At 66.8% G+C, this 24,262-nt stretch carries 20 protein-coding genes and 1 tRNA gene; 11 read left to right on the top strand and 10 right to left on the bottom strand.

All coding sequences use genetic code 11. From position 1 onward, the window contains the following. Nucleotides 1-178 precede the first annotated feature (178 nt). A complete protein-coding gene (locus LGM89_RS12455) occupies nt 179-958 on the bottom strand; it encodes a DeoR/GlpR family DNA-binding transcription regulator (protein ID WP_006493999.1) in 780 nt (259 codons plus the stop codon). Nucleotides 959-1,181: 223 nt separating this feature from the next. On the opposite strand from LGM89_RS12455, the gene LGM89_RS12450 reads away from it, so the two are divergent. The 3 genes from LGM89_RS12450 to LGM89_RS12440 all read left to right on the top strand — a co-directional run bounded on the left by LGM89_RS12450 (nt 1,182) and on the right by LGM89_RS12440 (nt 4,553). After that, the gene (locus LGM89_RS12450; protein WP_226273141.1) at nt 1,182-2,822 is read left to right on the top strand and encodes a gamma-glutamyltransferase family protein; all 1,641 of its coding nucleotides are present in this window, start codon (nt 1,182-1,184) and stop codon (nt 2,820-2,822) included. Nucleotides 2,823-3,148: 326 nt separating this feature from the next. Further along, entirely contained in the window at nt 3,149-3,976 is an 828-nt protein-coding gene (locus tag LGM89_RS12445; protein WP_039360322.1) for a ferritin-like domain-containing protein, read from the top strand. Between the two features lie 70 nt (nt 3,977-4,046). Beyond that, nucleotides 4,047-4,553, top strand: a complete 507-nt coding sequence (locus LGM89_RS12440; RefSeq protein WP_226273140.1) for a hypothetical protein — start codon at nt 4,047-4,049, stop codon at nt 4,551-4,553. On the opposite strand, the gene LGM89_RS12435 is transcribed toward LGM89_RS12440, so the two are convergent. The 3 genes from LGM89_RS12435 to LGM89_RS12425 all read right to left on the bottom strand — a co-directional run bounded on the left by LGM89_RS12435 (nt 4,547) and on the right by LGM89_RS12425 (nt 8,212). Beyond that, complete coding sequence (locus LGM89_RS12435; protein ID WP_089426269.1) at nt 4,547-5,995, bottom strand: DEAD/DEAH box helicase; 1,449 nt, start codon at nt 5,993-5,995, stop codon at nt 4,547-4,549. The two genes, LGM89_RS12440 and LGM89_RS12435, sit on opposite strands and share 7 nt — an antisense overlap. A 134-nt stretch (nt 5,996-6,129) precedes the next feature. Continuing rightward, the gene (locus tag LGM89_RS12430) at nt 6,130-7,428 is read right to left on the bottom strand and encodes a c-type cytochrome (RefSeq protein WP_089426268.1); all 1,299 of its coding nucleotides are present in this window, start codon (nt 7,426-7,428) and stop codon (nt 6,130-6,132) included. Between the two features lie 19 nt (nt 7,429-7,447). Continuing rightward, nucleotides 7,448-8,212: a c-type cytochrome gene (locus LGM89_RS12425; protein ID WP_046544481.1), complete on the bottom strand. Its 765-nt coding sequence runs from the start codon at nt 8,210-8,212 to the stop codon at nt 7,448-7,450. A gap of 379 nt (nt 8,213-8,591) precedes the next feature. On the opposite strand from LGM89_RS12425, the gene LGM89_RS12420 reads away from it, so the two are divergent. Beyond that, nucleotides 8,592-9,524 (top strand): CopD family protein, encoded by a 933-nt coding sequence (locus LGM89_RS12420; RefSeq protein ID WP_089431658.1) that lies wholly within the window; start codon nt 8,592-8,594, stop codon nt 9,522-9,524. Between the two features lie 153 nt (nt 9,525-9,677). Here LGM89_RS12420 and dgoD read toward each other — a convergent pair whose 3' ends face one another. Next, the gene (gene dgoD / locus LGM89_RS12415; RefSeq protein ID WP_089426266.1) at nt 9,678-10,826 is read right to left on the bottom strand and encodes a galactonate dehydratase; all 1,149 of its coding nucleotides are present in this window, start codon (nt 10,824-10,826) and stop codon (nt 9,678-9,680) included. Nucleotides 10,827-10,989: 163 nt separating this feature from the next. Between dgoD and LGM89_RS12410 the strand changes: the two genes are divergently transcribed. After that, nucleotides 10,990-11,673 (top strand): FadR/GntR family transcriptional regulator, encoded by a 684-nt coding sequence (locus LGM89_RS12410; protein ID WP_089495577.1) that lies wholly within the window; start codon nt 10,990-10,992, stop codon nt 11,671-11,673. A 27-nt stretch (nt 11,674-11,700) separates the two neighbouring features. Here LGM89_RS12410 and LGM89_RS12405 read toward each other — a convergent pair whose 3' ends face one another. Then, the gene (locus LGM89_RS12405) at nt 11,701-11,946 is read right to left on the bottom strand and encodes a DUF1272 domain-containing protein (protein WP_089495576.1); all 246 of its coding nucleotides are present in this window, start codon (nt 11,944-11,946) and stop codon (nt 11,701-11,703) included. A gap of 155 nt (nt 11,947-12,101) precedes the next feature. Here LGM89_RS12405 and LGM89_RS12400 point away from each other — a divergent pair, with 155 nt between their 5' ends. Beyond that, a complete protein-coding gene (locus LGM89_RS12400) occupies nt 12,102-12,449 on the top strand; it encodes a GFA family protein (protein WP_089431884.1) in 348 nt (115 codons plus the stop codon). 34 nt (nt 12,450-12,483) lie between these two features. Here LGM89_RS12400 and LGM89_RS12395 read toward each other — a convergent pair whose 3' ends face one another. Further along, nucleotides 12,484-15,585, bottom strand: coding sequence for a transglycosylase domain-containing protein (locus LGM89_RS12395; protein ID WP_226273139.1), 3,102 nt, complete (start codon nt 15,583-15,585; stop codon nt 12,484-12,486). A 423-nt stretch (nt 15,586-16,008) separates the two neighbouring features. Between LGM89_RS12395 and LGM89_RS12390 the strand changes: the two genes are divergently transcribed. Both LGM89_RS12390 and LGM89_RS12385 read left to right on the top strand, forming a co-directional pair. After that, nucleotides 16,009-16,401, top strand: coding sequence for an MAPEG family protein (locus tag LGM89_RS12390; protein WP_226273138.1), 393 nt, complete (start codon nt 16,009-16,011; stop codon nt 16,399-16,401). Between the two features lie 155 nt (nt 16,402-16,556). Then, complete coding sequence (locus LGM89_RS12385; protein ID WP_039359956.1) at nt 16,557-16,841, top strand: PAAR domain-containing protein; 285 nt, start codon at nt 16,557-16,559, stop codon at nt 16,839-16,841. Between the two features lie 61 nt (nt 16,842-16,902). Here LGM89_RS12385 and LGM89_RS12380 read toward each other — a convergent pair whose 3' ends face one another. Both LGM89_RS12380 and LGM89_RS12375 read right to left on the bottom strand, forming a co-directional pair. Continuing rightward, nucleotides 16,903-17,214, bottom strand: a complete 312-nt coding sequence (locus LGM89_RS12380) for a cupin domain-containing protein (protein ID WP_089495573.1) — start codon at nt 17,212-17,214, stop codon at nt 16,903-16,905. Nucleotides 17,215-17,295: 81 nt separating this feature from the next. Further along, complete coding sequence (locus LGM89_RS12375; protein WP_226273137.1) at nt 17,296-17,979, bottom strand: DJ-1/PfpI family protein; 684 nt, start codon at nt 17,977-17,979, stop codon at nt 17,296-17,298. Between the two features lie 116 nt (nt 17,980-18,095). On the opposite strand from LGM89_RS12375, the gene LGM89_RS12370 reads away from it, so the two are divergent. From LGM89_RS12370 to LGM89_RS12360, 3 genes are all read left to right on the top strand, one after another. Beyond that, on the top strand, nt 18,096-19,067 hold the full coding sequence (locus LGM89_RS12370; RefSeq protein ID WP_226206839.1) for a GlxA family transcriptional regulator: 972 nt from the start codon (nt 18,096-18,098) through the stop codon (nt 19,065-19,067). 178 nt (nt 19,068-19,245) lie between these two features. Further along, entirely contained in the window at nt 19,246-20,220 is a 975-nt protein-coding gene (locus LGM89_RS12365) for a LysR family transcriptional regulator (protein WP_226206840.1), read from the top strand. A gap of 385 nt (nt 20,221-20,605) precedes the next feature. After that, nucleotides 20,606-24,013, top strand: coding sequence for a DEAD/DEAH box helicase (locus LGM89_RS12360; RefSeq protein WP_226273136.1), 3,408 nt, complete (start codon nt 20,606-20,608; stop codon nt 24,011-24,013). 121 nt (nt 24,014-24,134) lie between these two features. On the opposite strand, the gene LGM89_RS12355 is transcribed toward LGM89_RS12360, so the two are convergent. Then, a tRNA-Met gene (locus LGM89_RS12355) sits at nt 24,135-24,211 on the bottom strand. Between the last annotated feature and the right edge of the window lie 51 nt (nt 24,212-24,262).

Here is a 24,262-nt window from a genome sequence, read left to right as displayed (position 1 = left end):
ACAGGCGGAACGGTCGAAATAGGCCGGGGAACTGGAGTCTAGTCGAGCGCGCAGGCAACGACAAATCGGGCCCCGTTAATTTTCCGTTTGACAGCCGGACCGCGCGCAAGCGGTTTGCTCGCGACGCCAACTTCTTGATTTCACTTGAAGTTTTAGGTGCGGTGCAGCATCGGAACCGTCACTCGGCGACGTACACCTGGGTGCCGGCGGCCGCCACGGTATCGGCCATCTCGGGCGGCAGCGGCTTGTCGGTGAAGAGCGCGTGCACCTGGCTCAGGTGACCCTGGCGCACCAGCGCGGGACGGCCGACCTTCGAATGGTCGGTCACGAGATAGACGGTGCGCGCATGCTGCATGATCGCCTCGGCCACGCGCACCTCGCGTGTGTCGAAGTCGCGCAGCGTGCCGTCGGCCTCGATCGCCGACGTGCCGATGATCGCGTAGTCGACCTTGAACTGGCGGATGAAGTCGATCGCGAGTTCGCCGACGATCCCCTTGTCCCACGGCCGCACGATGCCGCCCGTGATCAGCACCTCGCAGTCGGGGTAGCCGCTCATCATCGACGCGACGTTCAGGTTGTTCGTGATCACATGCAGCCCATGGTGGCGGTTCAGCGCGCGTGCGACTTCCTCGGTGGTCGTGCCGAGATTGATGAACAGCGACGCCTGGTCGGGAATGTGCGACGCCGCGAGTGCTGCGATGCGCCGCTTCTCGTCGTGGAACATCCGCTGGCGCGCGGTGTACGACACGTTCTCCGAGCTGGTCGGCAGGCTCGCGCCGCCGTGGTAGCGGCGCAGCAGGTTCAGGTCGGCCAGCCAGTTCACGTCGCGGCGGATCGTCTGCGGCGTCACCGCGAAGTGCGCGGCGAGATCGTCGACGGTCACGAAGCCGTCGCGCTGCACCCATTCGAGCAATTCCTGCTGGCGCGCGTTGAGGGTGAGGCGGGGATCTCGGGTCATGGCTCGATGGTCGTGTCGTGAGACGGAGCGGGTATTGTAAGGGCGGCAACGGCGTTAGGCCGGCCCGGCCCGCAGGCTTGCCCGATATTCATGTGGAAATTGCATGGATTCATTTCACAAATGAATTTGTGCGATTGTGCCGATCGCGCTGCAATGGCGGATTGTCCGCGCGCGCGGGGTGCGCGTCCGGCGCGATCATTCAGCTTTCGACGAGGTGGAACCGATGACTGGCTTCAACTGGCACAACCCGTATCCGACGACCCGCATCCCGGTGTTCGCGCGCAACGTCGTGTCGACGTCGCACCCGCTCGCCGCGCAGGCGGGGTTGCGGATGCTGTGGAAGGGCGGCAACGCGGTCGACGCGGCGCTCGCCGCCGCGGCCGCGATCACGGTCGTCGAGCCCGTGTCGTGCGGGCTCGGCGGCGATGCGTTCGCGCTCGTGTGGGACGGCGAGCGGCTGTCCGGGCTGAACGCGTCGGGCGTCGCGCCGGCCGCATGGAACGTCGACTATTTCCGCAAGCGCCACGGCGAGGCGGGCAACGGCATCGCGAACAAGCCGACGCGCGGCTGGGACACCGTCACCGTGCCGGGCGTGATCGCGGGCTGGGAAGCGCTGCATGCGAAGTTCGGTTCGCTGCCGTTCGCGGACCTGCTCGAACCGGCGATCGAGATCGCGGAGCGCGGCTATGCGGTGCCGCCGATCGTCGCGCACAAGTGGGCGGCCGCGGTGCCAGAACTCAAGGGACTGCCGGGCTTCGCGGACACCTTCATGCCGCACGGCCGCGCACCGCAGGTGGGCGAGCGCGTGTGCCTGCCGGGCCATGCTCAGACGTTGCGCACGCTGCAGAAGGAGGGGGCGCGCGCGTTCTACGAGGGCGCGCTCGCCGAGCGCATCGCCGCGTTCTCCCGCGAAGGCGGTGGCGCGCTGACCGCAGCCGACCTGCAGGCGTACCGGCCGGAATGGGTCGAGCCGATCGGCAAGCGCTTCGGCCGTCACACGATCCACGAGATTCCGCCGAACGGGCAGGGCATCGCCGCGCTGATCGCGCTCGGGATCGCCGAGCACGCGGGCGTGACCGAATGGCCAGTCGATTCGGTCGACTCGCAGCATCTGCAGATCGAGGCGATGAAGCTCGCGTTCGCGGACGTCTATCGCTACGTCGCCGATCCACGCGCGATGGAAGTCACGCCCGAGCAGATGCTCGACGACGCGTATCTCGCCGAGCGCGCGAAACTGATCGATCCCGCGCGCGCGACGCACTTCGCCGCCGGCCGGCCGCATTCGGGCGGCACGATCTACCTGTCGGCGGCCGACGAGCGCGGGATGATGGTGAGCTTCATTCAGTCGAACTACATGGGCTTCGGCTCGGGGCTCGTCGTGCCCGGCACCGGCATCGCGCTGCAGAATCGCGGGCACGGCTTCTCGATGGACCCGGCTTCGCCGAACGTCGTCGCGGGCGGCAAGCGGCCGTTCCACACGATCATCCCGGCGTTCGTCACCGAGGAGGTCGACGGCCGGACCGAGGCCGTGATGAGCTTCGGCGTGATGGGCGGCGACATGCAGCCGCAAGGGCTCCTGCAGACCGTCGTGCGGATGCTCGGCTACGGGCAGCAACCGCAGGCGGCCTGCGATGCGCCGCGCTGGAAGGTCAACCGCGACTTCACGCTCGACGTCGAGGCGACGATGAATCGCGCGACCGTCGATGCGCTGGCCGCACGCGGCCATACGATCAAGTCGATCGACGATCCTTACATGGATTTCGGTTCGGGGCAGTTCATCTGGCGTCTCGATCGCGACGATCGCGAGCGCGGCTACGCGGCCGCGAGCGACAGCCGGCGCGACGGTCTGGCGGCCGGTTTCTGACGGATTCCTGGCGGCTTTCGCCGGCATGTCGTGTGCTTCGCGGGCGGCCGAATGGCCGCCCGTTTCGTTTGCGGCAAGCCGTATCACCGCGCGGGCGCAAGCGGTTTGAAGGACTCGTCTAACGAACGGCAACAGACGCCGTGGAACTGCGCTTGTCGGGTATGGTCAGTGCTTTGAAGCATGAACATCAAAGTCCGGCTAAGATGCCAGCATGGTTCGGCCGGACCAATCCACTATAAACGCAAGTAAAACGCCGCCTGCGGGATGGCCGGCGCCTGTGCCGAAGGCATGGGCCGGCCCCGCGCGACGACTGGGAGCGCACTACCATGGACACCAAAACGACGCATGTGATGCCGTGGCGAATCGAGGACATCGACCTGAACCGGATCGATCGTCAACGTGCCGCCGCGAACGAGGATCTGTTGCTGCTGCTGTGCGCGTCGTCGTTCATCGAAAGCGGCTCGGATCTCTACACGAGCAATCTGAGCCAGTTCTTCAACGACGATCCGGAAGTCTCCGCATGGCTCAACAATGCATGGGAGCACGAAGAATTGCAGCACGGGCGCGCGCTGAAGGCGTACATCGCGCACGTGTGGCCGGAGTTCGACTGGGATACCGCGTTCGCGAACTTCTTCGCCGAGTATTCGCAGACCTGCAAGGTCGAGGCGTTCGAGAAGACCCGCGCGCTCGAGATGGTCGCGCGCTGCGTCGTCGAAACGGGCACGGCCACGCTCTATCGCGCGATCAACGAGTGCTCGGACGAGCCCGTGCTGAAGGAAATCACCGACAACATCCGCACCGACGAAGTACGCCACTACAAGCACTTCTTCAAGTTCTTCAAGAAGTACAACCAGGTCGAAGGCAATGGCCGCCTTGCGGTGCTCGGCGCGCTGGCGCGCCGCGTGATGGAAATCAAGAACGAGGATTCGGAGATCGCGCTGCGCCACGTGTTCGCGGTGCGCTATCCGGATCGTGTCGGCGACAGCCAGTACAACCGCGAACGCGCCGCGCGCATCAGCACGCTCGTGCGGCGCAACCTGTCGGCCGACATGTGCGTGAAGATGCTGCTCAAGCCGCTCGACCTGCCCGCGAAGATCCAGCCGGGCGTTCACTATCCGCTCACGAAGATCACGCGGCACGTGTTCCTGCGCTGAGCGCCGCGGCGCGGCCCGACGCGCGTATGCTGCGGCTCTTCATCCGCTTGTCCACCGGGGCCACGCCATCATGACCGATACCCATCGCGACGCGCTCGAACAATGGACGTTCGATGCGTGGCCGCCGGCCGTCGTCTCATTGTTCGACGGTACCGCGCTCGAACGTCATGCCGACCTCGCCGCGTCGCTGATCGTCGCGACCGACGATGGTCAGTTGCGCACGACGCTGCTCGGCGTCGGCGAAATCTATGCACACGATGCGCGCACGCTGCTGCTGGCGCTCTGGCCGCAATCGCGTGCGGCGCGCGCGATCGCGCACCGGCGATCGGCCGCGTTGACGCTGGTCGCGGACGGCGCGTTCTTTCAGGCGCAATTGAGGATGGCACCGCTCGAAGGAGATTTCGGCGGACTGGCCGGATTCGCTGCGACGATCGCGCACGGCGATGCGCAGCGGGTCGGCTATGCGCGTCTCGCGACAGGTGTCACGTTCACGCTGGAAGGGGAGCGCACCGAGGTGCTCGCGCGCTGGCAACGCCAGGTCGAGCACCTGCGGCGCGCAGCCGCACGGCTTCAGTGACCGCGCTGGCCGCTGCGCGACGAGCGGTTGCGGTTCGCGTGCGCGGCATTGCCGTTCGCCGGGCGCGCGCTGTTGCCGCCACCGGCCGGACGCCCGCCGTTGCCGCCGGCGCCGCCTTGCCCTTGCGTGCGCGGCTTCGCGGCCTTCTGCTGGGTAGCCTTCGGTTGCGCATTGCCGTCGCGTTTCGCGGCCGGCTGGCCTGAGCCGCCTGCGCGCGGCTGGCGATTGCCACCGCCGCCGCCACCGCCGCGCGGCTGCTGCTGCCCGCGGCGCTGCTGGATCGGCTCGGGCTTCGCGTTCGGATCGGGTTCGAAGCCCGCGATCACTTCCTGCGGAATCTCGCGCTTGATCAGCCGCTCGATGTCGCGCAGCAGCTGCTTCTCGTCGACGCACACGAGCGACACGGCTTCGCCGGTCGCACCCGCGCGGCCCGTGCGGCCGATCCGGTGCACGTAGTCTTCCGGCACGTTCGGCAGGTCGAAGTTGACGACGTGCGGCAGCTGGTCGATGTCGATCCCGCGCGCGGCGATATCGGTCGCGACGAGCACCTGCAGCGTGCTGTTCTTGAACTCCGCCAGCGCGCGCGTGCGTGCCGACTGGCTCTTGTTGCCGTGGATCGCCATCGCGCTGATGCCGTCCTTCGTCAGTTGCTCGGCGAGCCGGTTCGCGCCGTGCTTCGTGCGCGTGAACACGAGCACCTGGAACCAGTTGTGTTCGCGGATCAGGTGCGTGAGCAGTTCGCGCTTGCGGTCGCGGTCGACCGGGTGGATCTTCTGCGCGACGCTTTCGGCGGTCGTGTTGCGGCGTGCGACCTCGATCAGCGCGGGCGAGTCGAGCAGGCTGTCGGCGAGCGCCTTGATCTCGTCGGAGAAGGTGGCCGAGAACAGCAGGTTCTGGCGCTGCGGCGGCAGCTTCGCGAGCACGCGCTTGATGTCGTGGATGAAGCCCATGTCGAGCATCCGGTCGGCTTCGTCGAGCACGAGGATGTCGAGGTCCGACAGGTCGATCGTCTTCTGCTGCATGTGATCGAGCAGGCGGCCCGGCGTCGCGACGACGATGTCGACGCCGCGCTTGAGCGCATCGATCTGCGGATTGATGCTGACGCCGCCGAACATCACGGTCGAGCGCAGCTTCAGGTACTTGCTGTACGCACGGACGCTTTCCTCGACCTGGGCGGCGAGTTCGCGCGTCGGCGTGAGGATCAGCGCGCGCACCGCGCGCTTCGCGCCGCGATGTTCCGCATAGAACGTGTGCAGGCGTTGCAGGATCGGCAGCGTGAAGCCGGCGGTCTTGCCGGTGCCCGTTTGCGCGCCGGCGAGCAGGTCGCCGCCGCCGAGGACGGCCGGGATCGCCTGTTGCTGGATCGGGGTCGGCGACGTGTAGCCGAGCTCGTTGACCGCCTTGACCAGCGGTTCGGCCAAGCCGAGAGATTCGAAAGACATAGATACCACTCTTCAGTTTTATGATCGGCGACGTCGCGCGCGGCCCGCGCGGGAGGTGACATCGCAAAATGCAAAATGCAAAAGGGCGCGGCCGCGGTTTCCCGCAGCCGCGCCCCGTTTGTGTCAGCCGCTTCTTAGTCGAGCGGCGCGGAACGCAGGTCGCTCACCTGTTGCGGCGAGATCGGCGTACCGTTGTTGCCCCACGATACCCGGATATACGTGACGACCGCCGCAACTTCCTGGTTCGACAGCGACTGGGCGAACGGCGGCATCCCGTACGGACGCGGATTCTTGAACGTGCTCGGCGGATAGCCACCGTTCAGCACCATGCGGATCGGGTTGACGGCCGATTCCATCATGATCGAGTGGTTGCCCGCGAGCGGCGGATACGCCGGCGGCTTGCCCGCGCCGTTTTCGGCGTGGCAGGTCGCGCAGTTGTCCGCGTAGATCTTCTTGCCCTGGTCGAACAGCGCGTTGCCGAACTGCTTCGACGGCTCGTACTGCATGTTCTTCGGCGCTTCAGCCTTCTGCGGGATCGACTTCAGGTACGTCGACATTGCGCGCGTATCTTCGTCGGTCATGTACTGCAGGCTGTTGTGGACCACGTCCGCCATCGGGCCGAACACCGCGCCCTTCTGCGACACGCCGGCCTGCAGCAGGTCGGACAGCTCCTGCACGTGCCAGTCGCCGAGGCCGAGTTCCTTGTCGTTCGTCAGCGACGGCGCATACCAGTTCTGCAGCGGGATCAGGCCGCCGGCGAATGCCGAGCCCGTCACCGGGCCGCCCATCATGTTGATCGACGTGTGGCACATCGAGCAGTGGCCGAGGCCTTCGACGAGGTACGCGCCGCGGTTCCATTCGACCGACTTGGTCGGATCCGGCTTGTATTCGCCTTCCTTGAAGAACAGCGTGCGCCAGCCGATCAGCAGGTTGCGGTTGTTGAACGGGAACTTCAGTTCATGCGGACGGCTGGGCACCGACACCGGCGCGACCGAACGCAGGTACGCGTAGATCGCGTCCGAATCCGCACGCGTGACCTTCGTGTAGCTCGCGAACGGGAAGCCCGGGTAGAGCAGGCTGCCGTCCTTCGAACGACCGGTGTGCATCGCGCGGTAGAAGTCATCCGACGTCCACTTGCCGATGCCGTCCTTGTCGTCCGGCGTGATGTTCGGCGTGTACATCGTGCCGAACGGCGTCGCCATCGGCAGGCCGCCCGCGAACGACTTGCCGCCGCGCACGGTGTGGCACGCGATACAGTCGCCGACGCGCGCGAGGTATTCGCCCTTCTTGATCAGCGCGGCCTGGTCGGCCGGCGTGGCCGCGACGGCGGAAGCGCCGTGCAGCGTGTCGTTGCCCGGCCACAGGACCGGCACGAGAGCGGCAGCCGCGACGATCGCGACGGCCGAGAGTGCAAACAGGGACTTGCGTTTCATTGTGTCTGTCTCCCTTGCCTTATTGCGGTTCGCTGCCGCAGGCGAGCGGAGTCTTCATCGAACGCGCCGGAGCCGGCACGGGGTTGGCGGGCGCCGGTTGCGCGGCAAGCCATGCGGTCACGGCCGTCACGTCTTCGTCGGAAAGCTTCGAAGCGACTTCATGCATGCAGTCAGGCGCCTTCGCGTGACGGTTGCCCGAACGCCATGCACCGATCTGCGCGCTCAGGTAGTCGGCATGCAGGCCGACCAGGCCCGGGATCGCCGGCTGCATGCCGGTCAGCGTCGCGCCGTGGCAGGCCACGCAGGCCGGCAGCTTGCGGGACGGGTCGCCTTGCGTGACGAGCTGCTTGCCGCGCGCGAGCGTCGCGGCCGGCAGCGTCGGCTTCGCCGGCGCCGGGTACGGCGGGCGTTCGGCCGAGAAGTGCTCGGCCATTTCACGCAGGTAGTCGTCGTTCAGGTACGTCAGCAGGTAGTTCATCGGCGGGTACTTGCGCCGGCCGTCACGGAAGTTGACGAGCTGGTTGTACAGGTACTCGGCCGGCTTGCCGGCAAGCCGCGGGAAGTAGTCGTTGTCCGTGCCCTGGCCGTGGACGCCATGGCAGGCCGTACAGCCGCGCACACGCTCGGCCATGGTATCGGGTGCCTTGAGCGGCGCCTGCTGGGCGTGCGCTTGCTCCGTGGGCTTGGTCTGCGCTTGGGCAGCGCTCATAAGGCCCGCGCTGCCGAACATCAGTACGGCGAGCAGCGGACGGAAGAGGCGTCTTGAAGACACACGAGACTCCATGTTTATTCGACGGGGACCTGTTGTCCGGGCTACGATCGGCTCGGCGCATGACGGCAGGGCAGCCGGGCTGCTGCGACGCGGCATTCTATCATCGATGGGTAATGACGGCTATTTGGCAAAAGGACATCGGTTCCTGTCCGTTTGCGACTTGCGACAATTTGACGCGCATTGCGACGTGTCGGTGTGAACCGGCGTGCGTTTTCACCATCGAAGACCGTACACTCGCGGGTCGCGCGGCGCCGCCTCCGCCGCAGGTCCAGTCATTTCTCCCGTTTCCGGATTCATCGATGACGTTTTCTACCGTGCCGTTGCCTTCCTCACGCTGTCCATCCCGTTGCTGCCACCTCGCCGGCCTGCCGCTGTCGGGAGGGTGTGCGCGATGAAGTTCGACAGCTTGTGGATCGGTCAGGTCGCGCTCGCGGCGCTGATGGACGCCGCGTTCGCGATGGCGGTCGGCTCGGCGCTGCTCAAGGCATGGCTTGGCAAGGACGGTGCGCGTCCGGTCGTCGCGCCGTCGCATTCCGCGTGGCTGCGCGCGCAACATTCGCTGGTCGCGGCGGCGCTGGCGCTGGTGCTCGCGGATCTCGGCTGGCTCGTCTACGAGGCCGCGACGATGAGCGGGGCGGGGCTCGGCGGCGCGTTCGCCGCGATTCCCGTGATGCTGATGCAGACGCATACGGGCTTCGCGTGGAGCGTCGCGTTCGCCGGCGCCGTGGTGCTCGCGATCGTCGCGCTGGCGAAGCCGGAGGGCCCGGCCGCGCACGCGGTGCTGTGGCTCGCGGTGATCGTGGTCGCCGCCGGCAAGGCGTCGCTCGGCCATGCGGCCGATACGGGTGCGCTGTCCGCGGCGGTCGGCGTGCAGACGCTGCACCTGCTCGCGACGGCCGTGTGGGGTGGCCTCGTGCTCGCGGGCGGGCTCGCGGTGCTGCCGGCGCTCGGGTCGTCGGTCGCGCGCGGCGCGCTGATCCGCATCGGCCAGCATCTGTCGCGCACGTCGATCATCGCGGTCGTCTTCGTGCTCGGCACCGGCGCGCTCAATGCGATCCGCGGCCTCGGCGGTTCGCTCGCGCCGCTCGACGGCAGCACGTGGGGGCGCGTGTTGCTGCTGAAGCTGCTGCTCGTCGCGCTCGCGCTCGTGCTCGGCGGCCTGAACCGCTTCGCGGCGCTGCCGCGCCTGCGCCGCACCGCGTCGACCGAGGATGCACACACGTTCCGCAACATCCTGCATCTCGAGGCGCTGACGATGATCGGCGTGTTCGTCGCAGCCGCCGTGCTGTCGTTCAGCGTGCCGGGGTTCGCGGCGATCGGCTGACGGCAGGGCGCGCGCGGCGCGGCGCAAGGCCGCCGTCGCGCACCCGGCACGTGCCGGGCACCGCACTGCGCATGCAAAAACGGCTGCCCGTGGGCAGCCGTTCTCGAATCGATACTTGCCGCGCGGGCCGAAGCCGCACGCCGCGCATCGCGCTCACCACTCGGCGACGCTGCCGTCCTCGTGACGCCACACCGGGTTGCGCCAGCGGTGCCCCGTCTTCGCCATCTCGCGCACCTTCTCCTCGTTCACGTCGATGCCGAGCCCCGGGCCCTGCGGGATCGCGACGAAGCCGTCCTCGTAGCGGAACACCTCGGGGTTGCGCAGGTAGTCGAGCAGGTCGTTGCCCTGGTTGTAGTGGATGCCGAGGCTCTGCTCCTGGATGAATGCGTTGTAGCTGACCGCGTCGAGCTGCAGGCACGCGGCGAGCGCAATGGGCCCAAGCGGGCAGTGCAGCGCGAGCGCGACGTCGTAGCTCTCCGCGAGCGTCGCGATCTTGCGGCACTCGGTGATGCCGCCCGCGTGCGATGCGTCGGGCTGGATGATGTCGACGTAGCCGCCCGCGAGGATGTGCTTGAAATCCCAGCGCGAGTAGAGCCGCTCGCCGAGCGCGATCGGCGTGTTGGTCTGGTTGACGATGTCGCGCAGGGCCTCGGCGTTCTCCGACAGCACCGGCTCCTCGATGAACATCAGCTTGTACGGATCGAGCTCCTTCGCGAGCACCTTCGCCATCGGCTTGTGCACGCGGCCGTGGAAGTCGACGCCGATCCCGACGTGCGGGCCGACCGCGTCGCGCACCGCCGCGACGTTCGCGATCACCTGCTCGACCTTGTCGTAGGTGTCGACGATCTGCAGCTCCTCGGAGCCGTTCATCTTCACGGCCTTGAAGCCGCGCTCGACCACCGCGCGCGCATTGTTCGCGACGTCGCTCGGCCGGTCGCCGCCGATCCACGAATACACCTTGATGCGATCGCGCACCTGGCCGCCGAGCAGCGCGTGCACGGGCACGCCGTGATGCTTGCCCTTGATGTCCCACAGCGCCTGGTCGACGCCCGCGATCGCGCTCATCGTGATCGGGCCGCCGCGGTAGAAGCCCGCGCGGTACATCACCTGCCAGTGATCCTCGATCAGCAGCGGGTCGCGTCCGACGAGGTAGTCGGCCAGCTCCTGCACGGCGGCCTCGACCGTGTGCGCGCGGCCTTCGACGATCGGCTCGCCCCAGCCGACGATGCCCTCGTCGGTTTCGATCTTGAGAAACAGCCAGCGCGGCGGGACGACGAAGGTTTCGAGGCGGGTAATTTTCACGGTGCGAGTCTCCAGGGTTGACCGGCGCGGGCAGTCGGGCGCGGCGCACGGTCGCATGCTTTCGCGGTTATCCTAGCGCAGCCCGATAAAAAATAGTATTAATAGCACTATTGTGCAGATAGTGGGCAGCCGGCACGCCCGGGTACTCGCATAACGGAGAACGATCATTCGACGCGACCTGCATGGACAAACGGCCTTCCGGCTCGCCACGGCGATCCTGCGCGGCGACTACCCGCCCGAGTCGCTGCTGCCGAGGGAACCCGACCTGATGGTGATGTACGGCGTGAGCCGCACGGTGATGCGCGAGGCGCTGCGTACGCTCACGTCGAAGGGGCTCGTCGAGTCGCGGCCGAAGATCGGCACGCGCGTGCGGCCGCGCGGCGTCTGGAACCTGCTCGACGCCGACCTGCTCGACTGGTACGCGCGTGTCGCGCCGCCGATCGCGTTCGCGCTGAAGCTGCAGGAGATGCGCGAGATGGTCGAGCCGTACGCGGCCGCGCTTGCCGCGCGCATGCATACGCCGGAGACGTTCGACGCGATCGACGGCGCGGCGCGCGCGATGGCCGCCGCGCGCAACGTCGACGAATGGGTGCGCGCCGACCTGCGCTTTCACCTGAGCGTGCTCGAGGCCGGCGGCAACGAACTGCTGGTGCCGCTCGGCACGCTGATCGATCGCACGCTCGAGGCGCAACTGCAGCTCAATGCGCGCCGCGCGGACGTATACAACGCGTCGCTCGCCGAGCACATGGCCGTCAACGACGCGATCCGCGTGCGCGACGAGGACGGTGCGCGCCGCGCGATGGCCGCGCTGCTCGCGGTGACGCGCGCACGGATCGAGATGTCGTGACGGGGAGGGGCGGGCCGTGCGGCGCCGTCAGGCGTTCGCGCAGCCGCCCGGCTTGTGGATGCGTTCGGTGGATGCCGGGTACTTCGCGAGCAGGCTCGCCGGCCGCCGCGGGCGCACGACCAGGTCGCCGCCGCAGTTCGGGCAGCGGCCCTTCAGCACGTTGTCGGCGCAGGTCGCGCAAAACGTGCATTCGAACGTACAGATGCGTGCATCGGCCGAATCCGGCGGCAGGTCCTTGTCGCAGCATTCGCAGCCGGGGCGCAGTTCGAGCATGACGGTTTTCCTTGGTTTGGACGGGGTCGGGACGGGCGCCGCACGGACATTGCGTGCGGCGCAGGTGCGCGCTACTGTACCCGCTTGGATCGGCCTGGCCAACGGTGTTCCGCCGGGGCGCCGTCGATGCGCACGGGCCGCACCGGGAGACGACCATGCTTTATCGCGGAAGCTGTCACTGCGGTGACGTGAAGTTCGAGGCGGAAGGCGACCTGCAGGGCGTGATGGCGTGCAACTGCTCGATCTGCCGGCGCAAGGGCGCGCTGATGTGGTTCGTGCCGCGCGACCACATGACGCTCCTCACGCCCGACGACCATCTCGCCACCTACACGTTCAACAAGCACGTGATCCAGCACCGCTTCTGCAAGCGCTGCGGGATTCACACGTTCGGCGAGGGCGTCCACCCGAACGGCACCGCGATGGCCGCGATCAACGTGCGCTGTCTCGAGGATGTCGATATCGACGCGCTGCCGGTCACGCACTACGACGGCCGCTCGCATTGAGCGGCGCGCCGGCGCATGAACGGACGCGTGGCCGTCAGGACGGTTGCGCGGTCGCGGCGCCCGGCGCGGGCGTTTCCGCCTGCGGGGCGGGGCCCGCGGTGCGCGTGCCGGCCGGGCGTTCGATCAGCGGCGCGAGCGCCGGCGCCATCGACTTCAGCAACTGCACGGCCATCGCGCTCGTGAAGTCGTAGCGTGCCGCATACGGCTCGTGCGCCGTGGCGGTCAGGACCCCGAAGAACCGGTCGCCGAGCACGAACACGAAGGTGCCGCTGCGGTTCACCTTGCGCGACTCGATCAGCCGCGCGCCGCGCGCATAGACGTTGAAGCGCTGGTCGCCCGTCCCCGTCTTGCCGTACACGTCGAGCGTCTTGCCGTCGGGCAGCGTGAAGCCGCCCGCGAGGCGGCGCGCGGTGCCGTTGAGCACGACGTCGCGCAGCAGCGTGTGCGCCACGTTGACGATCTCCGGCGACAGCATCGGCTGCGGCCGGGCGACCGCGCGCTCGAAGTGCGTTTCGTACGGCGTGCCCTTCGCGAAGTCGAGCCGCGTGATCGTCTCGGTCGGCGCCTTCTGGCCGCCGTTCGCGATCAGGCCGATCAGTTTCGCGAGTGCGTCGGGCTGGTCGCCCGATGCGCCGATCGCGGCCGCGTACGACGGCGTGACTTCCGCGAACGGGTAGCCGAGCGCGCGCCACGACTTCGTGATTTCCGCGTACGCGCGCAGCTCGACCATGCGACGGATGCGACGGTCCTGGGTCGCGTGGTAGCGCGTCTTGTACAGCCACGAGTACGTGTAGAAACGCGCGTCGCGGCTCTCGCGCTGGACATCGGCGAGCGACGCTGCCGGGTGCGCGCGCAGGTAGTTGAGCGTCCACAGCGCGAGCGGATGCACGCTCGCGATATAGCCGCGATCGTTGAGGTTGAAGCGGTCGATCGCGTACTTCGCGTAGAGCCGGGCGAGATCGTCGTCGGACAGCGTCGCGGCGGGCGTGCCCTTCAGTTGCACGCGCATCTGCGCATCGAACCACGCGAGCGATTCGTTCGGTGCGACGCTGCGCAGCACCGTCGCGATCTTCGGCGGCGATTTGCGCACGTCCTTCAGCATCAGCGCGAGCGCGTCGTCGGGCGCCTTGCCCGCATAGCGCGTGTAGTAGCGCTTCACGTAGACCTGGCTTTCGCCGTCGACGAACTGCTGCAGGTAATGCCGGCGCTGCTCCGGATCGCCGAGCCACGATGACGACGGGCCGGCCGCCTGCAGCGTCTCGTAGTGGACGATGTCGCGCATCAGCCGCACGAACACGAGGTTGACCGAATGCTCGAACGCCGTGTGCAGCGTCAGGATGCGGCCGTTGTCCGACTTCTCGAAGTTCGAGAACACCTGTGCGCCGCCGCCCGTGTAGAACACGTCCGGGCTCGCCGAATACTTGCGCTCGACGGCCGCGTCGAGCATCGCCTGCAGCGAGCGGTCGCGCGTATGCGACAGGTAGTCGAGCGCCCAGTGCGACAGCCCGTCGATCGGATCGGGCTTCACGCGCGCCAGTTCCGCGTTCGACAGGTTTGCGTAGCGCGCATGCAGGTCGGACACGATCTGCAGGTACGTGATCAGCGTGCGCAGCTTCGCGGTCGAGCCGAGGTTGATGCGGCCGCCGCGATTCACGTCGAACGGCTCGTTCACGCTGTCGGTCTGCACGCGCAGCAGGTTCGCGCCGTTGCGGTGTTCGTACAGCGTGAAGCTGTACGTGAGGTGCGACGGGTCGTCCTTCGGCGCGAGCATCTCGAAACCGTACAGGCCGGCCTTCTGCGCCCCGTCGCGCGTCGACGCCTGGGCGAGCCGTTCGGCGACCGCCTGCTGCACGCCGTTGTCGAGCGTGCTGGTTGCCTGCAGGTCGAACTGGTCGAGCTGGTACAGGTCGCTGATGCCGAGCGCCGACAGCAGCGACGCGCGCGCGGACGTCACGGCCTTGCGCGACACGAACGACTGCACGTGCGCGGCGGCCGGCGGCGCGCTGCGTTCGATCTGCGCGGCAAGCGCGGCGTCGCGCAGCGCGGGCGAGATCACGCCGCCGTTCGACAGCAGCCGCAGGTAGCTGTCGGTCAGCTTCTGCAGCGCCGGGTAGCCGCGGTTGAGGAAGTACGATGGCGCGCGCTGCGCGATGATCAGCGACAGCACCTCGCGGAACGTCTTGCCTTGCTCGTCGACGTTGTCGCCGGTCGTCGGCGCGGACAGGATCCGGTTAACGTCGTTGAAGTCGCGGCCGTACCACGCGGCGAGACCGTCGCCGATGCCGGTGATTTCGCCGATATGCGGCCGTGCGGCGAGCGGCACCGAGTTCAGGTAGCGCACGACGATGGTGCGGCGTGCGAGCATCGTCTGCGGGCCGTTCAGGTACGCGCGCACCGACGCGGACGCGATCTGCCGCAGCTTCTCGGGCGGCGTCGCGGTGCGGCCCTCGGGCGAATGGCGGAACTTCTCGATCTGCGTCGCGAGCGTGCTGCCGCCCGGGCGCGCCTGATGGCGGTTGACCACGTGCAGCGCCTGGTCGGCGACCGCGCGGCCGAAGCGCCCCCAGTCGATCGCCGGGTTGCGGTTCGGTTCGTTCGCATCGAGCAGGTAGCGATCCTCGATGAACAGCAGCGAATCGGCCACCACGCGCGGCACCAGGTCGAAGTCGGCGTAGACGCGCTGCGGGAACACGGTCGCGAACAGCGGCGCGCCGGTCGAATCGAACAGCATCAGGCCCGCCTGGTCCTTTTCTTCAAACGGGAGGAACAATCCGCGCTCGCCGAGCGACAGCATTCGCTGCGAATCGCGCGCCTGCTTGCTGACGACGAAGCCGCGCGCGAGCAGCCGCTCCTGGAACGCCGGAATCATCGCGTAGCCGAGGCGCTGGTCGTAGGGGCCGTTCGCGGGGAAGCGGATGTGATCGCTCGGGCCCGTCTCGACCGTGTAGCCGACATCGCGGGTGAGCTCGGACAGGTAGTGCGCCTGCAGCCGCGACGTTTCGATCTCGCTCTGCACGAGTCGCGCAACGATCGCCACGGCGATCAGCAGCGCGGCCAGCAAAGACCACTTGACCCACGTCCAGACCGATGCGGGACCGGTCACGCGCGGCAGGATACGATTCAGCGGCCGATTCATGGCGGCGTCTCCCTGAAGGCGCGGGCTCCGGCCGCACCCCATTAAGGATTAGTGTAGTCCTCCGCAGCGGGCTGCCAAGGGCGTTCACTACCGAGATGCGTCGGCGCAACGCGCATGCCTGCGACGCGCTGTCACCCAAGTTGCGTTGTGCTGGTGCATGCCGTCGACGCGTAACGTTTGCGCGTTTCGTGCCGGGGGCGTCGTATGGCGGGGTGGGTCGGCGGGCAGGCTCGGACACCCAGGCAGGCAGGGGCGATGCACCGGTTTCGTGCGGTGCGGCCGAGCGACAATTGGGATCGGAACCCGACCGAAAAATTGTGTCCGGCGCACGGCGATGCTGAGGGTTTCCGTGATGGTCGCGTGTGTCGGTCACGGGTACGATCATTGGATCTGCGGCGCATTTCCGCGTTTGCCGGGAGTCCCATGGCGATCCACCCCGTCGCGCTCGTTTGCACGGCCATTCTCGGGCTGCTGCTGTTCGGGCTCGGGTTCGTCGTGTCCGTCACGCGCTTCCGGTGCACGACCGGTTCCGGGTGCGCGCCCGATCCCGCGAACGGGTTGCACAAGATCGTGCGCGCGCACGGCAACACGGCCGAATACGCGCCGTTTCTCGCGGTGCTGTTTCTCTATTTCGGTACACACGATCCATCGCGCGCGATCCTGGCGCTGATCGTCGCGGCGACCGCGTGCCGCTGCCTGCTCGTGATCGGCCTGCTTGCCTGGCCGACGATGGCCGACCCGAATCCCGCGCGTTTCGTCGGCGCGCTCGGCACGTATCTGTGCGGCGCCGTGCTGTGTCTCGCTCTGTTCGTCTGAATGGCGGCGCCGGCGGCATACGGCACGAACCCTGATCCGGGAGGCGGCTGAGGCGCGCGGTGATATGCTCGCGGGACGCCCGCGATCGACGGGCAGATTCCGACTGCCTGCGCGCTGCCGCGTTGCACGGCATTTCCGAGGGAAGAACCGACAACATGAGCCGCAAATTCATTCTGAAGGGCGACACGACCGACCACGGCGGTGTCGTGCTCGAAGGGATCGCCAATTCGTCGTTCGACGGACGCGAACTCGCCTATCTCGGCGCAGCGGTGTTCTGCGCCGCCTGCAAGTCGCCGGGCGTGATCGTGTCCGACGGCGGCGAGCGGACGATGACCGTGATGGGCAAGGTCGTCGCGCTCGAACACGACCTGTGCCAGTGCCTGTGCACGCCGCAGCCGAAGCTGATCGCGTCGCAGGCCACCGGGACGATCACCGGGTGAAACCGGCCGCGCGGAGGCGGCGGTTGCCATCCGCGCGGCATCGACACCCGGCCGCGGGCCGTCAGACGCTGCCTTCGGTTTCGATCACGAGGATGCGTGCTTCGCCGAGCGGATGCGCGACGTGCTCGGTGCCGGCCGATGCGTGGAACACGTCACCCGTTTCGAGCACCGTCGCGTGCTCGGCGCCTGCTTCTCGGTAGCGCATCTCGACGCGACCGTCGAGCACCGCGAACACTTCCTCGCCGTCGTTGACGTGCCACCGATACGGCTGGTCGGTCCAGTGCAGGCGGACCGTGATGCCGTTCAGGTTCGCGATGTCGAGCGCGCCCCATGCGCGGTCCGCGGTGAACGCGGCGCTGCGGACGATGTTCATCGATGGGTTCTCCGGCGCGAATGCGCGTCGTTCTCGTCTTCCAGTCTTCGAGCTTTCAAGTCGATTTTCCGGCACCGGCGTTCAGCGCGACCTCGCGCGCAGCGCCTGTTCGATCGTCGCCTTGCGCGTCGCGAAACCTGCCGCCGAGCGTTCGGTGACGCGCTTCACGACCGCTGCCGGTGCGGTGTCGGGCGAACCGGCGTCGAACGGCGGTGCCGGCGCGTATTCGAGTTGCAGCTGGATCGCCTGCGCTTTTTCCTCGCTGGCCAGCTCCGCGGCGATCGTCAAGGCGAAGTCGATGCCGGCCGTGACGCCGCCGCCCGTGATCAGGTTGCCGTCGCGCACCACGCGCTCGCGCACCGGCACCGCGCCGAGCGGCTCGAGCAGCGAGTGGAACGCCCAGTGCGTCGTCGCGCGCCGCCCGCGCAGCAGGCCGGCCACGCCCAGCAGCAGCGCACCCGTGCATACCGACGTCACGTAGCGCGCGGCGGCCGCGCGCTGCTGCACGAACGCGATCGTTTCGGCATCGAGCAACAGCGCGTTGATCCCGATCCCGCCCGGAATGCAGATCACGTCGAGCGGCGGACAGTCGTCGAACGTGCAGGTCGGCGCGAGCGCGAGTCCGCTGCTCGATGCGACGGAGTCGCGCGACTTCCCGACCAGATGAACGGTGGCGTCGGGCAGCGACGCGAGCACGTCGTGCGGGCCGGTGAGATCGAGTTGCTGGACGCCTGGAAACACGAGAAAGCCGATATGCAGGGTCATGCGAAGACTCCGATTGGATGGGGGCGGGCCGTAGCCGGTACGGGATGGACAGGTCGATTCTAGGCGCGTAGTGTTTGGCGAAATTGCCATATCACCCACGTTTTCAGCCAATCATCATGCCTGCCGCCCCGCGTTCGATCCTGATCCTCGCGTTCCCTCGTGCCCAGCTGCTCGACGTGTCGGGGCCGCTGCAGGTGTTTGCGTCCGTCAACGAGCTGGCGCAGGAGCGCGGCCAGCCGGCGCCGTATGCGCCGCGCGTCATCGCGGCCGAGGCAGGGCCCGTCGAGACATCGTCGGGCCTGGTCGTGATGGCGGAATCGCTGCGCTCGGCGGCGCGCCATCCGGACACGCTGATCGTCGCCGGCGGCAAGGGCGTGCATGCGGCATCGAAGGATGCGCGGCTGGTGCGCTGGGTGCAACAGCAGGCGGCGCGCACACGGCGCGTGGCATCGGTCTGCACCGGCGCGTTCCTGCTCGCCGAGGCCGGCTTGCTCGACGGGCGGCGCGCGGTCACGCACTGGGCGCGCTGCGAAGAATTCGCGGCACGCTATCCGAATGTGCGCGTCGAATCCGATCCGATCTTCATCCGCGAAGGCGCGTTGTGGACGTCGGCCGGCGTGACGGCCGGCATCGATCTCGCGCTCGCGTTGGTCGAGGAGGATCTCGGGCGCGCGACCGCCCTCGACGTCGCGCGCGAACTCGTCGTGTTCCTGAAGCGTCCGGGCGGGCAGGCCCAGTTCAGCACGATGCTGTCGATGCAGCGCACCGACGACCGGTTCGGCGAACTGCACGCGTGGATGGCCGAGCACCTGGCGGCCGACCTGTCGGTGCCCGCGCTGGCCGAGCGCGTGCGCATGAGCGAGCGCAGCTTCGTGCGCCACTACCGCGCCGGAACCGGCCGCACGCCCGCGCGCGCAGTCGAGCAGATCCGAGTCGAAGCCGCGCAACGCCTGCTCGGTGAAACGGCATGGCCCGTCAAGCGGATCGCCGCGCGGTGCGGCTTCGGCTCGGAGGAGACGCTGCGCCGCTGTTTCGTACGCGTGCTGGGCGTATCGCCGCAGGGGTATCGCGAGCGATTCGTGCGGTAACGCGCGGCGTGCGACCGGCGGGGCCGGAACGATTGCCGCGTGGGACTGAACGGAAATCGATCGCTTTCCAGTACGAAACGCCGGAACTATTCAGGATCGGAGAACAATGGGTGGGGACTTGTGCCGCGCCCGTCGTGCGCTCTATTCTGTTCCGTTGGCGATTCGAAGGGGGAGCAGCATGGACCGAATCCAGGCAATGGAAGTTTTTACCCGCGTGGTCGACGCGAACAGCTTCACGCGCGCGGCCGACACGCTCGCGATGCCGCGCGCGTCGGTGACGACCATCATCCAGAATCTCGAGGCGCTGCTCGGCGTGCGCCTGATGCACCGTACGACGCGCCGGCTGTCGCTGACGCCGGAAGGTGCGGCGTACTACGAGCATTGCATGAAGATCATCTCGGAGATCGCGGAGGCCGACGCGAGTTTCCAGACCGGCAACCGCAAGCCGAGCGGCGTATTGCGCGTTCACATGCCGAGTTCGCTCGGGCGGCGCATCGTGCTGCCGTCGCTGTCGATTTTCCGGCAGCGCTACCCGGACATCACGCTCGAACTGGGGCTCTCCGACCGCTACGTGGATCCGGTCGAGGAGGGGATCGACTGCATGATCCGGGTCGGGCCGCTCGAGGATTCGTCGATGGTCGCGCGGCGGATCGGGATGCTGAAGCGCGTGACTTGCGCGTCGCCCGACTACCTCGCGCGTCACGGCGAGCCGCACGAGATTGCCGATCTCGCCGACCACCACGCGGTGAATTTTCGGTCGAGCCACGGCGCGCGGGCAATTCCGTGGGTGTTCATGATCGACGGCAAGCCGTTCGAGGTGCGGATGAACGGGAGCGTCACGGTCAACGATTCGGATGCCTATGTGACGTGCGGGCTCGAAGGGTTCGGGATGATCCAGCCGACGCTCTTCATGGTGCTGCCGCACCTGCTCGACGGTTCGCTGGTCGAGGTGCTGCCGGACTGCAATCCGAAGCCGAAGCCGATTTCGATCGTGTATCCGCATAATCGGCATTTGTCGCAGAAGGTGCGCGTGTTCGCGGACTGGATCGCGGAGGTGTTCGAGTCGACGCCGTCGCTGGAAGGTGGGGAGAACTGGCGCGGGCGGGTGGGGGGCAACGCGCCGGAGGTGCGGCGCGGGGCAGTGGCGGCGTAGCGCACGGCCGGCCGACCGTCGATTCGGCCGCTTCCGCCGCAGCGTATCGGGGCGCTGCTCGACATTGCATCACGTGCTTGCCCGTCGCGGGTCAGTCGACATGGTTCTACCGGTTTGCGATGCCCGTCGGTACGATGTTTATTTGATTGCTCACGACGGCATGCCCGTATTAAAAGCGCACGAAGGTTCGACTGAAAATCTCCAGTCGGCGATGTTTTTTTCCGGATCCGCAGTTTGAATGATCTGGAATATGCCGGCTCTCAACGTATTGCGGAAGTGTCGAATACCGTGTCGTTACAGGTATTCGATCTGTGGTCGTCGGCGGTGACTCGGAATTCGGGAATATGATTAGACAAAATCAGCCGAACGAGGAGCCTGAGAAAGCATGGCCGACGTGGAACGGATTCATCATATTCTCGATTACTGGCACAAGATCGAATTCTTCATTCCTTTCGATTTGAAGCAGGTATTCGATCATGCCGACGACGATTCGCTTAAATGGATCGAACCGGCCGATCTCGCACCAGGTGCGGCGTCGTTGTGGGCAGTCGGGGCAATCCCGGAAGAGCGCGAATTGACGGGATTCCGGCTGTATCTCGGTGTATTCGACATGCAAGCCATCGTCGACTTCGCCAATACGCTTTCGCCGGAAGGGGCGTGCATTGCGCCGGAGGAAGAGGAGCGGACTGCACTCGACGGTCGTTCATGCATGGCACGGATAACGTTGGACGCTGCCGGCGAACCTGCTTTCGATCCATTGTCCGTATCAACTGCGCCGTGGGCGATCGGCACAGCCCGGAGCGACGGCCTCGAGATGCTCGGTTCGGCTTCCTTCGACCGTGCTCGGCGGAGCTTATCGGACCAATTGTTCAATTTCGAGACCGAACGGCGCCGCCGGAGACGCGCTGGCCTGAAACCGGACGAGCCGTCTATTCCGCTCACGGGAGACGAAATCCTGCAATTGCGCGATCTGCTGGCGGCGTGGAGCAACTGGGAATCGCAGACGGGCTCCACGGTGGCGCTTCTGGAAATCGTGACGCGCGAGAAGAAGCCGCGCACCAAGCCATCGAACGGCGGAGCGGAAGTCGCAAGGGACGATGCTGGTGCGCTGGATCGGGCGGCGCCGGCGGACGATGACGAAGGTGGCGACGAGGCCCAGGATGATGCGCCCACGGTCGACATCCTGAACAGTTTCTATATCGAGGATATCGAGCGCTGCATGGCGTCGGTCGATGCCGGCGACGTGCCGGCGGCGCTCCGCGCGTATCTGACGCCGGGCGACCCCGCGCGGCGAGTCGATCTTTATACCGATGCCGGTCGTGCGGCGATCATCGATACGTTACGTCCGGAAAAAACGAACGCCGGGCGCTGGCCTGCCGATGCGTCGCAAAAAATGAGTTTGATGCAGCAGTTTGCGATCAACACGGCGTTCGACCACTTGAAGGAAGACGGCGTGTTTTCCGTCAACGGACCACCGGGAACCGGGAAAACGACCCTGCTTCGCGACATGATTTGCGAGAACGTAGTGCGACGCGCGAGTCGACTGGCGAAGTTGGCGCGCGCGGCGGACGCATTGGCGGACATGAGCACGGGAATCCGCTTCATGGACGGCGATGTGGCGCGAATTCGCACGCTGCGCGCCGATCTCACGGGGTTCGAGATGGTAGTGGCCTCGTCGAACAACGCGGCGGTCGAGAATATCTCGAACGATCTGCCCAAGCAGAAGCAACTCGGTGCCGAGTGGAGCGGGGTGCGCTATTTGCAGCCGATCGCGCACAAGATTGCGGCGCAGGTGGGTGACCGCAAAATGACGCGGCTTGACGCCGACGATGTGCCCTGGGGGCTCGTGTCATGTGCGTTGGGCAACGGCGACAATCGATGGCGTTTCAAGGAGCGTTTCTTTATCGATTCCCGGCCGTTGGGCGAGCGTGGCGGGCCGAGCGACCCCCAGGCGTTCTGGGCGTGGCGTGACCGCTACTCGGGCCCGACCTTCCAGTCCGCGAGGGCGTCCTTTCTCGAAGCGGAATCCGCCTACCAGGCGGCGCTCTCCGACCGGGTGGCATTTAGAGCGTTGCATTCGGCGTGGGGCCACGTAACCGAGGCGCAGTTTGCGCAGCCAGCAGCGGACGCGTTGCGACAGGCGGAGCAGCATGGTCGCGACGCAAGCGCTGAACTTGCGGCGTGCGACGGCAGGACGGCGGCAGCCGATGCCGCGCTCGCGGAATTGCAGGAGGAAGAGCGATTGCTCGATCGCGCCCGCCCCGGATTCTTTTCCCGTTTTTTTCGGACGGAGGGGGCGCGACGGCACATGGAACAGGTGGCGACGAATGCGCGTGCACAGATCGACGCACGCCGTACCGCCGTGCAATGTCGTTTGGATGCCGCATCCGCGCGCAACGCGTTGGACAATGCGCAGTCGCAAGCGAAACGGGCGAGTGCGGAGTTGATCAATGCCCGTCGCGTGTGGGCGGAAAAGCACGCATTGCTTGCCGATGGGTGCCGCCGATTCGGTAAGGCCAGCTTGCCGGTCGGTTCCGACCAGCTCGAATCGGACGAAGTGCAGCGGAACGGCTTCGGGCACGACGACGAATTTGCGCGACTGCGGTCCGGTCTTTTCGTCGCGGGGCTTGCGCTGCACGAGGCCTGGCTCGCAGAAGTGTCGAGGAAAGGGGGCGGCTTCGGCGGCAATCTGGTGGCGATTCAGAAACTGCTTGCCGGGACCCGTCTGGAGGATCCTGCGGAAGCCGAATTCATATGGCAGAGCCTGTTCATGGTGGTGCCGGTTGTGTCGTCGACGTTCGCGTCGTTTGCTCGACAGTTTCGCGGCATGGGGCCGCGGTCGATCGGCTGGCTATTCATCGACGAGGCCGGTCAAGCCGTGCCGCAAGCTGCCGTAGGAGCGTTGTGGCGAGCGCGACGCGCGGTGGTCGTCGGCGATCCGTTGCAGATCGAACCGGTGTTCACGGTGCCGACTCGATTGATCAATGCATTGGCGGACCTGTCGCCGCACACGTCCGATGGACGATGCTCGCCCGCTAGGGTATCGGTGCAACGGCTGGCCGACGAGGCGAATCCCTTCGGTACGTACGTGCCGGTAGAAGGCGATGATCCATTGTGGATCGGGAGCCCGCTTCGTGTGCATCGCCGCTGCTGCGACAAGATGTTTACGATCGCGAACCGGATCGCGTATCGGGACAAGATGGTCTACGGGCTTAAGTCCCGCGCCCCTTCCGGAGATCCGCTCGAAAGACTGGGGGCGAGCGCGTGGATCGATGTGCGCGGCCGCACGTCGGACCGGCAGGTCGTGCCGGCGCAAATCGAAGTGATTGCGGCGCTGGTGATTCGTCTGTATGCGGACTCCGGCGCTTTGCCACCGTTGTACGTGATCGCCCCCTTCAAGGCGATCAGGAAGGCGCTGTCGGACCGCTTGCAGGCAATCCAATGGGTGGCCGACACGGGGCGGCGAGGGCCCTCGAGCAAGGTATGGAGACAGTGGTGCTCGCAACGTATCGGCACCGTACATACGTTTCAGGGAAAGGAGGAAAGCGTCGTGGTGTTCGTTCTCGGGGCGGACCACGAAAGTGCCGCGTCCGCGAACTGGGCAGCATCCAAGCCGAACCTGTTGAACGTGGCGGTGACCCGTGCAAGGCATCGCCTGTTCGTTGTCGGCGACGCGTCGCTCTGGGGCGGTTTGAAGTACTTCAGCGAAGCGCGATTCCAGCTCGGGGAAGCGAGTTCGGCAGACGCGTGGCTGGCGAGACTGGACGAGGCGCCGCACGGTCATCCGGCGTGACAGTGATTGCAGGTAAAGGCCGGGCTGTGCCCGGCCCGACACCGCGGGCCGCCAGGACATGGTGTTCGGAAGATACAAATGAAAAAGCCGCTGTTCCTTTCGAAACAGCGGCTCTCGCATTTGGTGGCGAATCAGGGATTCGAACCCCGGACCTGCGGATTATGATTCCGTCGCTCTAACCGACTGAGCTAATTCGCCGAAGACTTGAATTATGTCGATCGGGCGGTCCGCTGTCAATACCTTTTTCCA

The organism is Burkholderia sp. AU31624, from assembly GCF_020420065.1.
Lineage (GTDB): Bacteria > Pseudomonadota > Gammaproteobacteria > Burkholderiales > Burkholderiaceae > Burkholderia.
This window is presented reverse-complemented; position numbering and strand designations above follow the sequence as displayed.

Coding starts and splice junctions, on each gene's coding strand:
- LGM89_RS12400 (WP_089431884.1), top strand. CDS start 12,102: ATGCTTTATCGCGGAAGCTGTCACTGCGGTGACGTGAAGTTCGAGGCG.
- LGM89_RS12445 (WP_039360322.1), top strand. CDS start 3,149: ATGGACACCAAAACGACGCATGTGATGCCGTGGCGAATCGAGGACATC.
- LGM89_RS12375 (WP_226273137.1), bottom strand. CDS start 17,979: ATGACCCTGCATATCGGCTTTCTCGTGTTTCCAGGCGTCCAGCAACTC.
- LGM89_RS12405 (WP_089495576.1), bottom strand. CDS start 11,946: ATGCTCGAACTGCGCCCCGGCTGCGAATGCTGCGACAAGGACCTGCCG.
- LGM89_RS12440 (WP_226273140.1), top strand. CDS start 4,047: ATGACCGATACCCATCGCGACGCGCTCGAACAATGGACGTTCGATGCG.
- LGM89_RS12370 (WP_226206839.1), top strand. CDS start 18,096: ATGCCTGCCGCCCCGCGTTCGATCCTGATCCTCGCGTTCCCTCGTGCC.
- LGM89_RS12380 (WP_089495573.1), bottom strand. CDS start 17,214: ATGAACATCGTCCGCAGCGCCGCGTTCACCGCGGACCGCGCATGGGGC.
- LGM89_RS12425 (WP_046544481.1), bottom strand. CDS start 8,212: ATGGAGTCTCGTGTGTCTTCAAGACGCCTCTTCCGTCCGCTGCTCGCC.
- LGM89_RS12395 (WP_226273139.1), bottom strand. CDS start 15,585: ATGAATCGGCCGCTGAATCGTATCCTGCCGCGCGTGACCGGTCCCGCA.
- LGM89_RS12455 (WP_006493999.1), bottom strand. CDS start 958: ATGACCCGAGATCCCCGCCTCACCCTCAACGCGCGCCAGCAGGAATTG.
- LGM89_RS12390 (WP_226273138.1), top strand. CDS start 16,009: ATGGCGATCCACCCCGTCGCGCTCGTTTGCACGGCCATTCTCGGGCTG.
- LGM89_RS12450 (WP_226273141.1), top strand. CDS start 1,182: ATGACTGGCTTCAACTGGCACAACCCGTATCCGACGACCCGCATCCCG.
- LGM89_RS12365 (WP_226206840.1), top strand. CDS start 19,246: ATGGACCGAATCCAGGCAATGGAAGTTTTTACCCGCGTGGTCGACGCG.
- LGM89_RS12430 (WP_089426268.1), bottom strand. CDS start 7,428: ATGAAACGCAAGTCCCTGTTTGCACTCTCGGCCGTCGCGATCGTCGCG.
- LGM89_RS12435 (WP_089426269.1), bottom strand. CDS start 5,995: ATGTCTTTCGAATCTCTCGGCTTGGCCGAACCGCTGGTCAAGGCGGTC.
- LGM89_RS12385 (WP_039359956.1), top strand. CDS start 16,557: ATGAGCCGCAAATTCATTCTGAAGGGCGACACGACCGACCACGGCGGT.
- LGM89_RS12360 (WP_226273136.1), top strand. CDS start 20,606: ATGGCCGACGTGGAACGGATTCATCATATTCTCGATTACTGGCACAAG.
- LGM89_RS12420 (WP_089431658.1), top strand. CDS start 8,592: ATGAAGTTCGACAGCTTGTGGATCGGTCAGGTCGCGCTCGCGGCGCTG.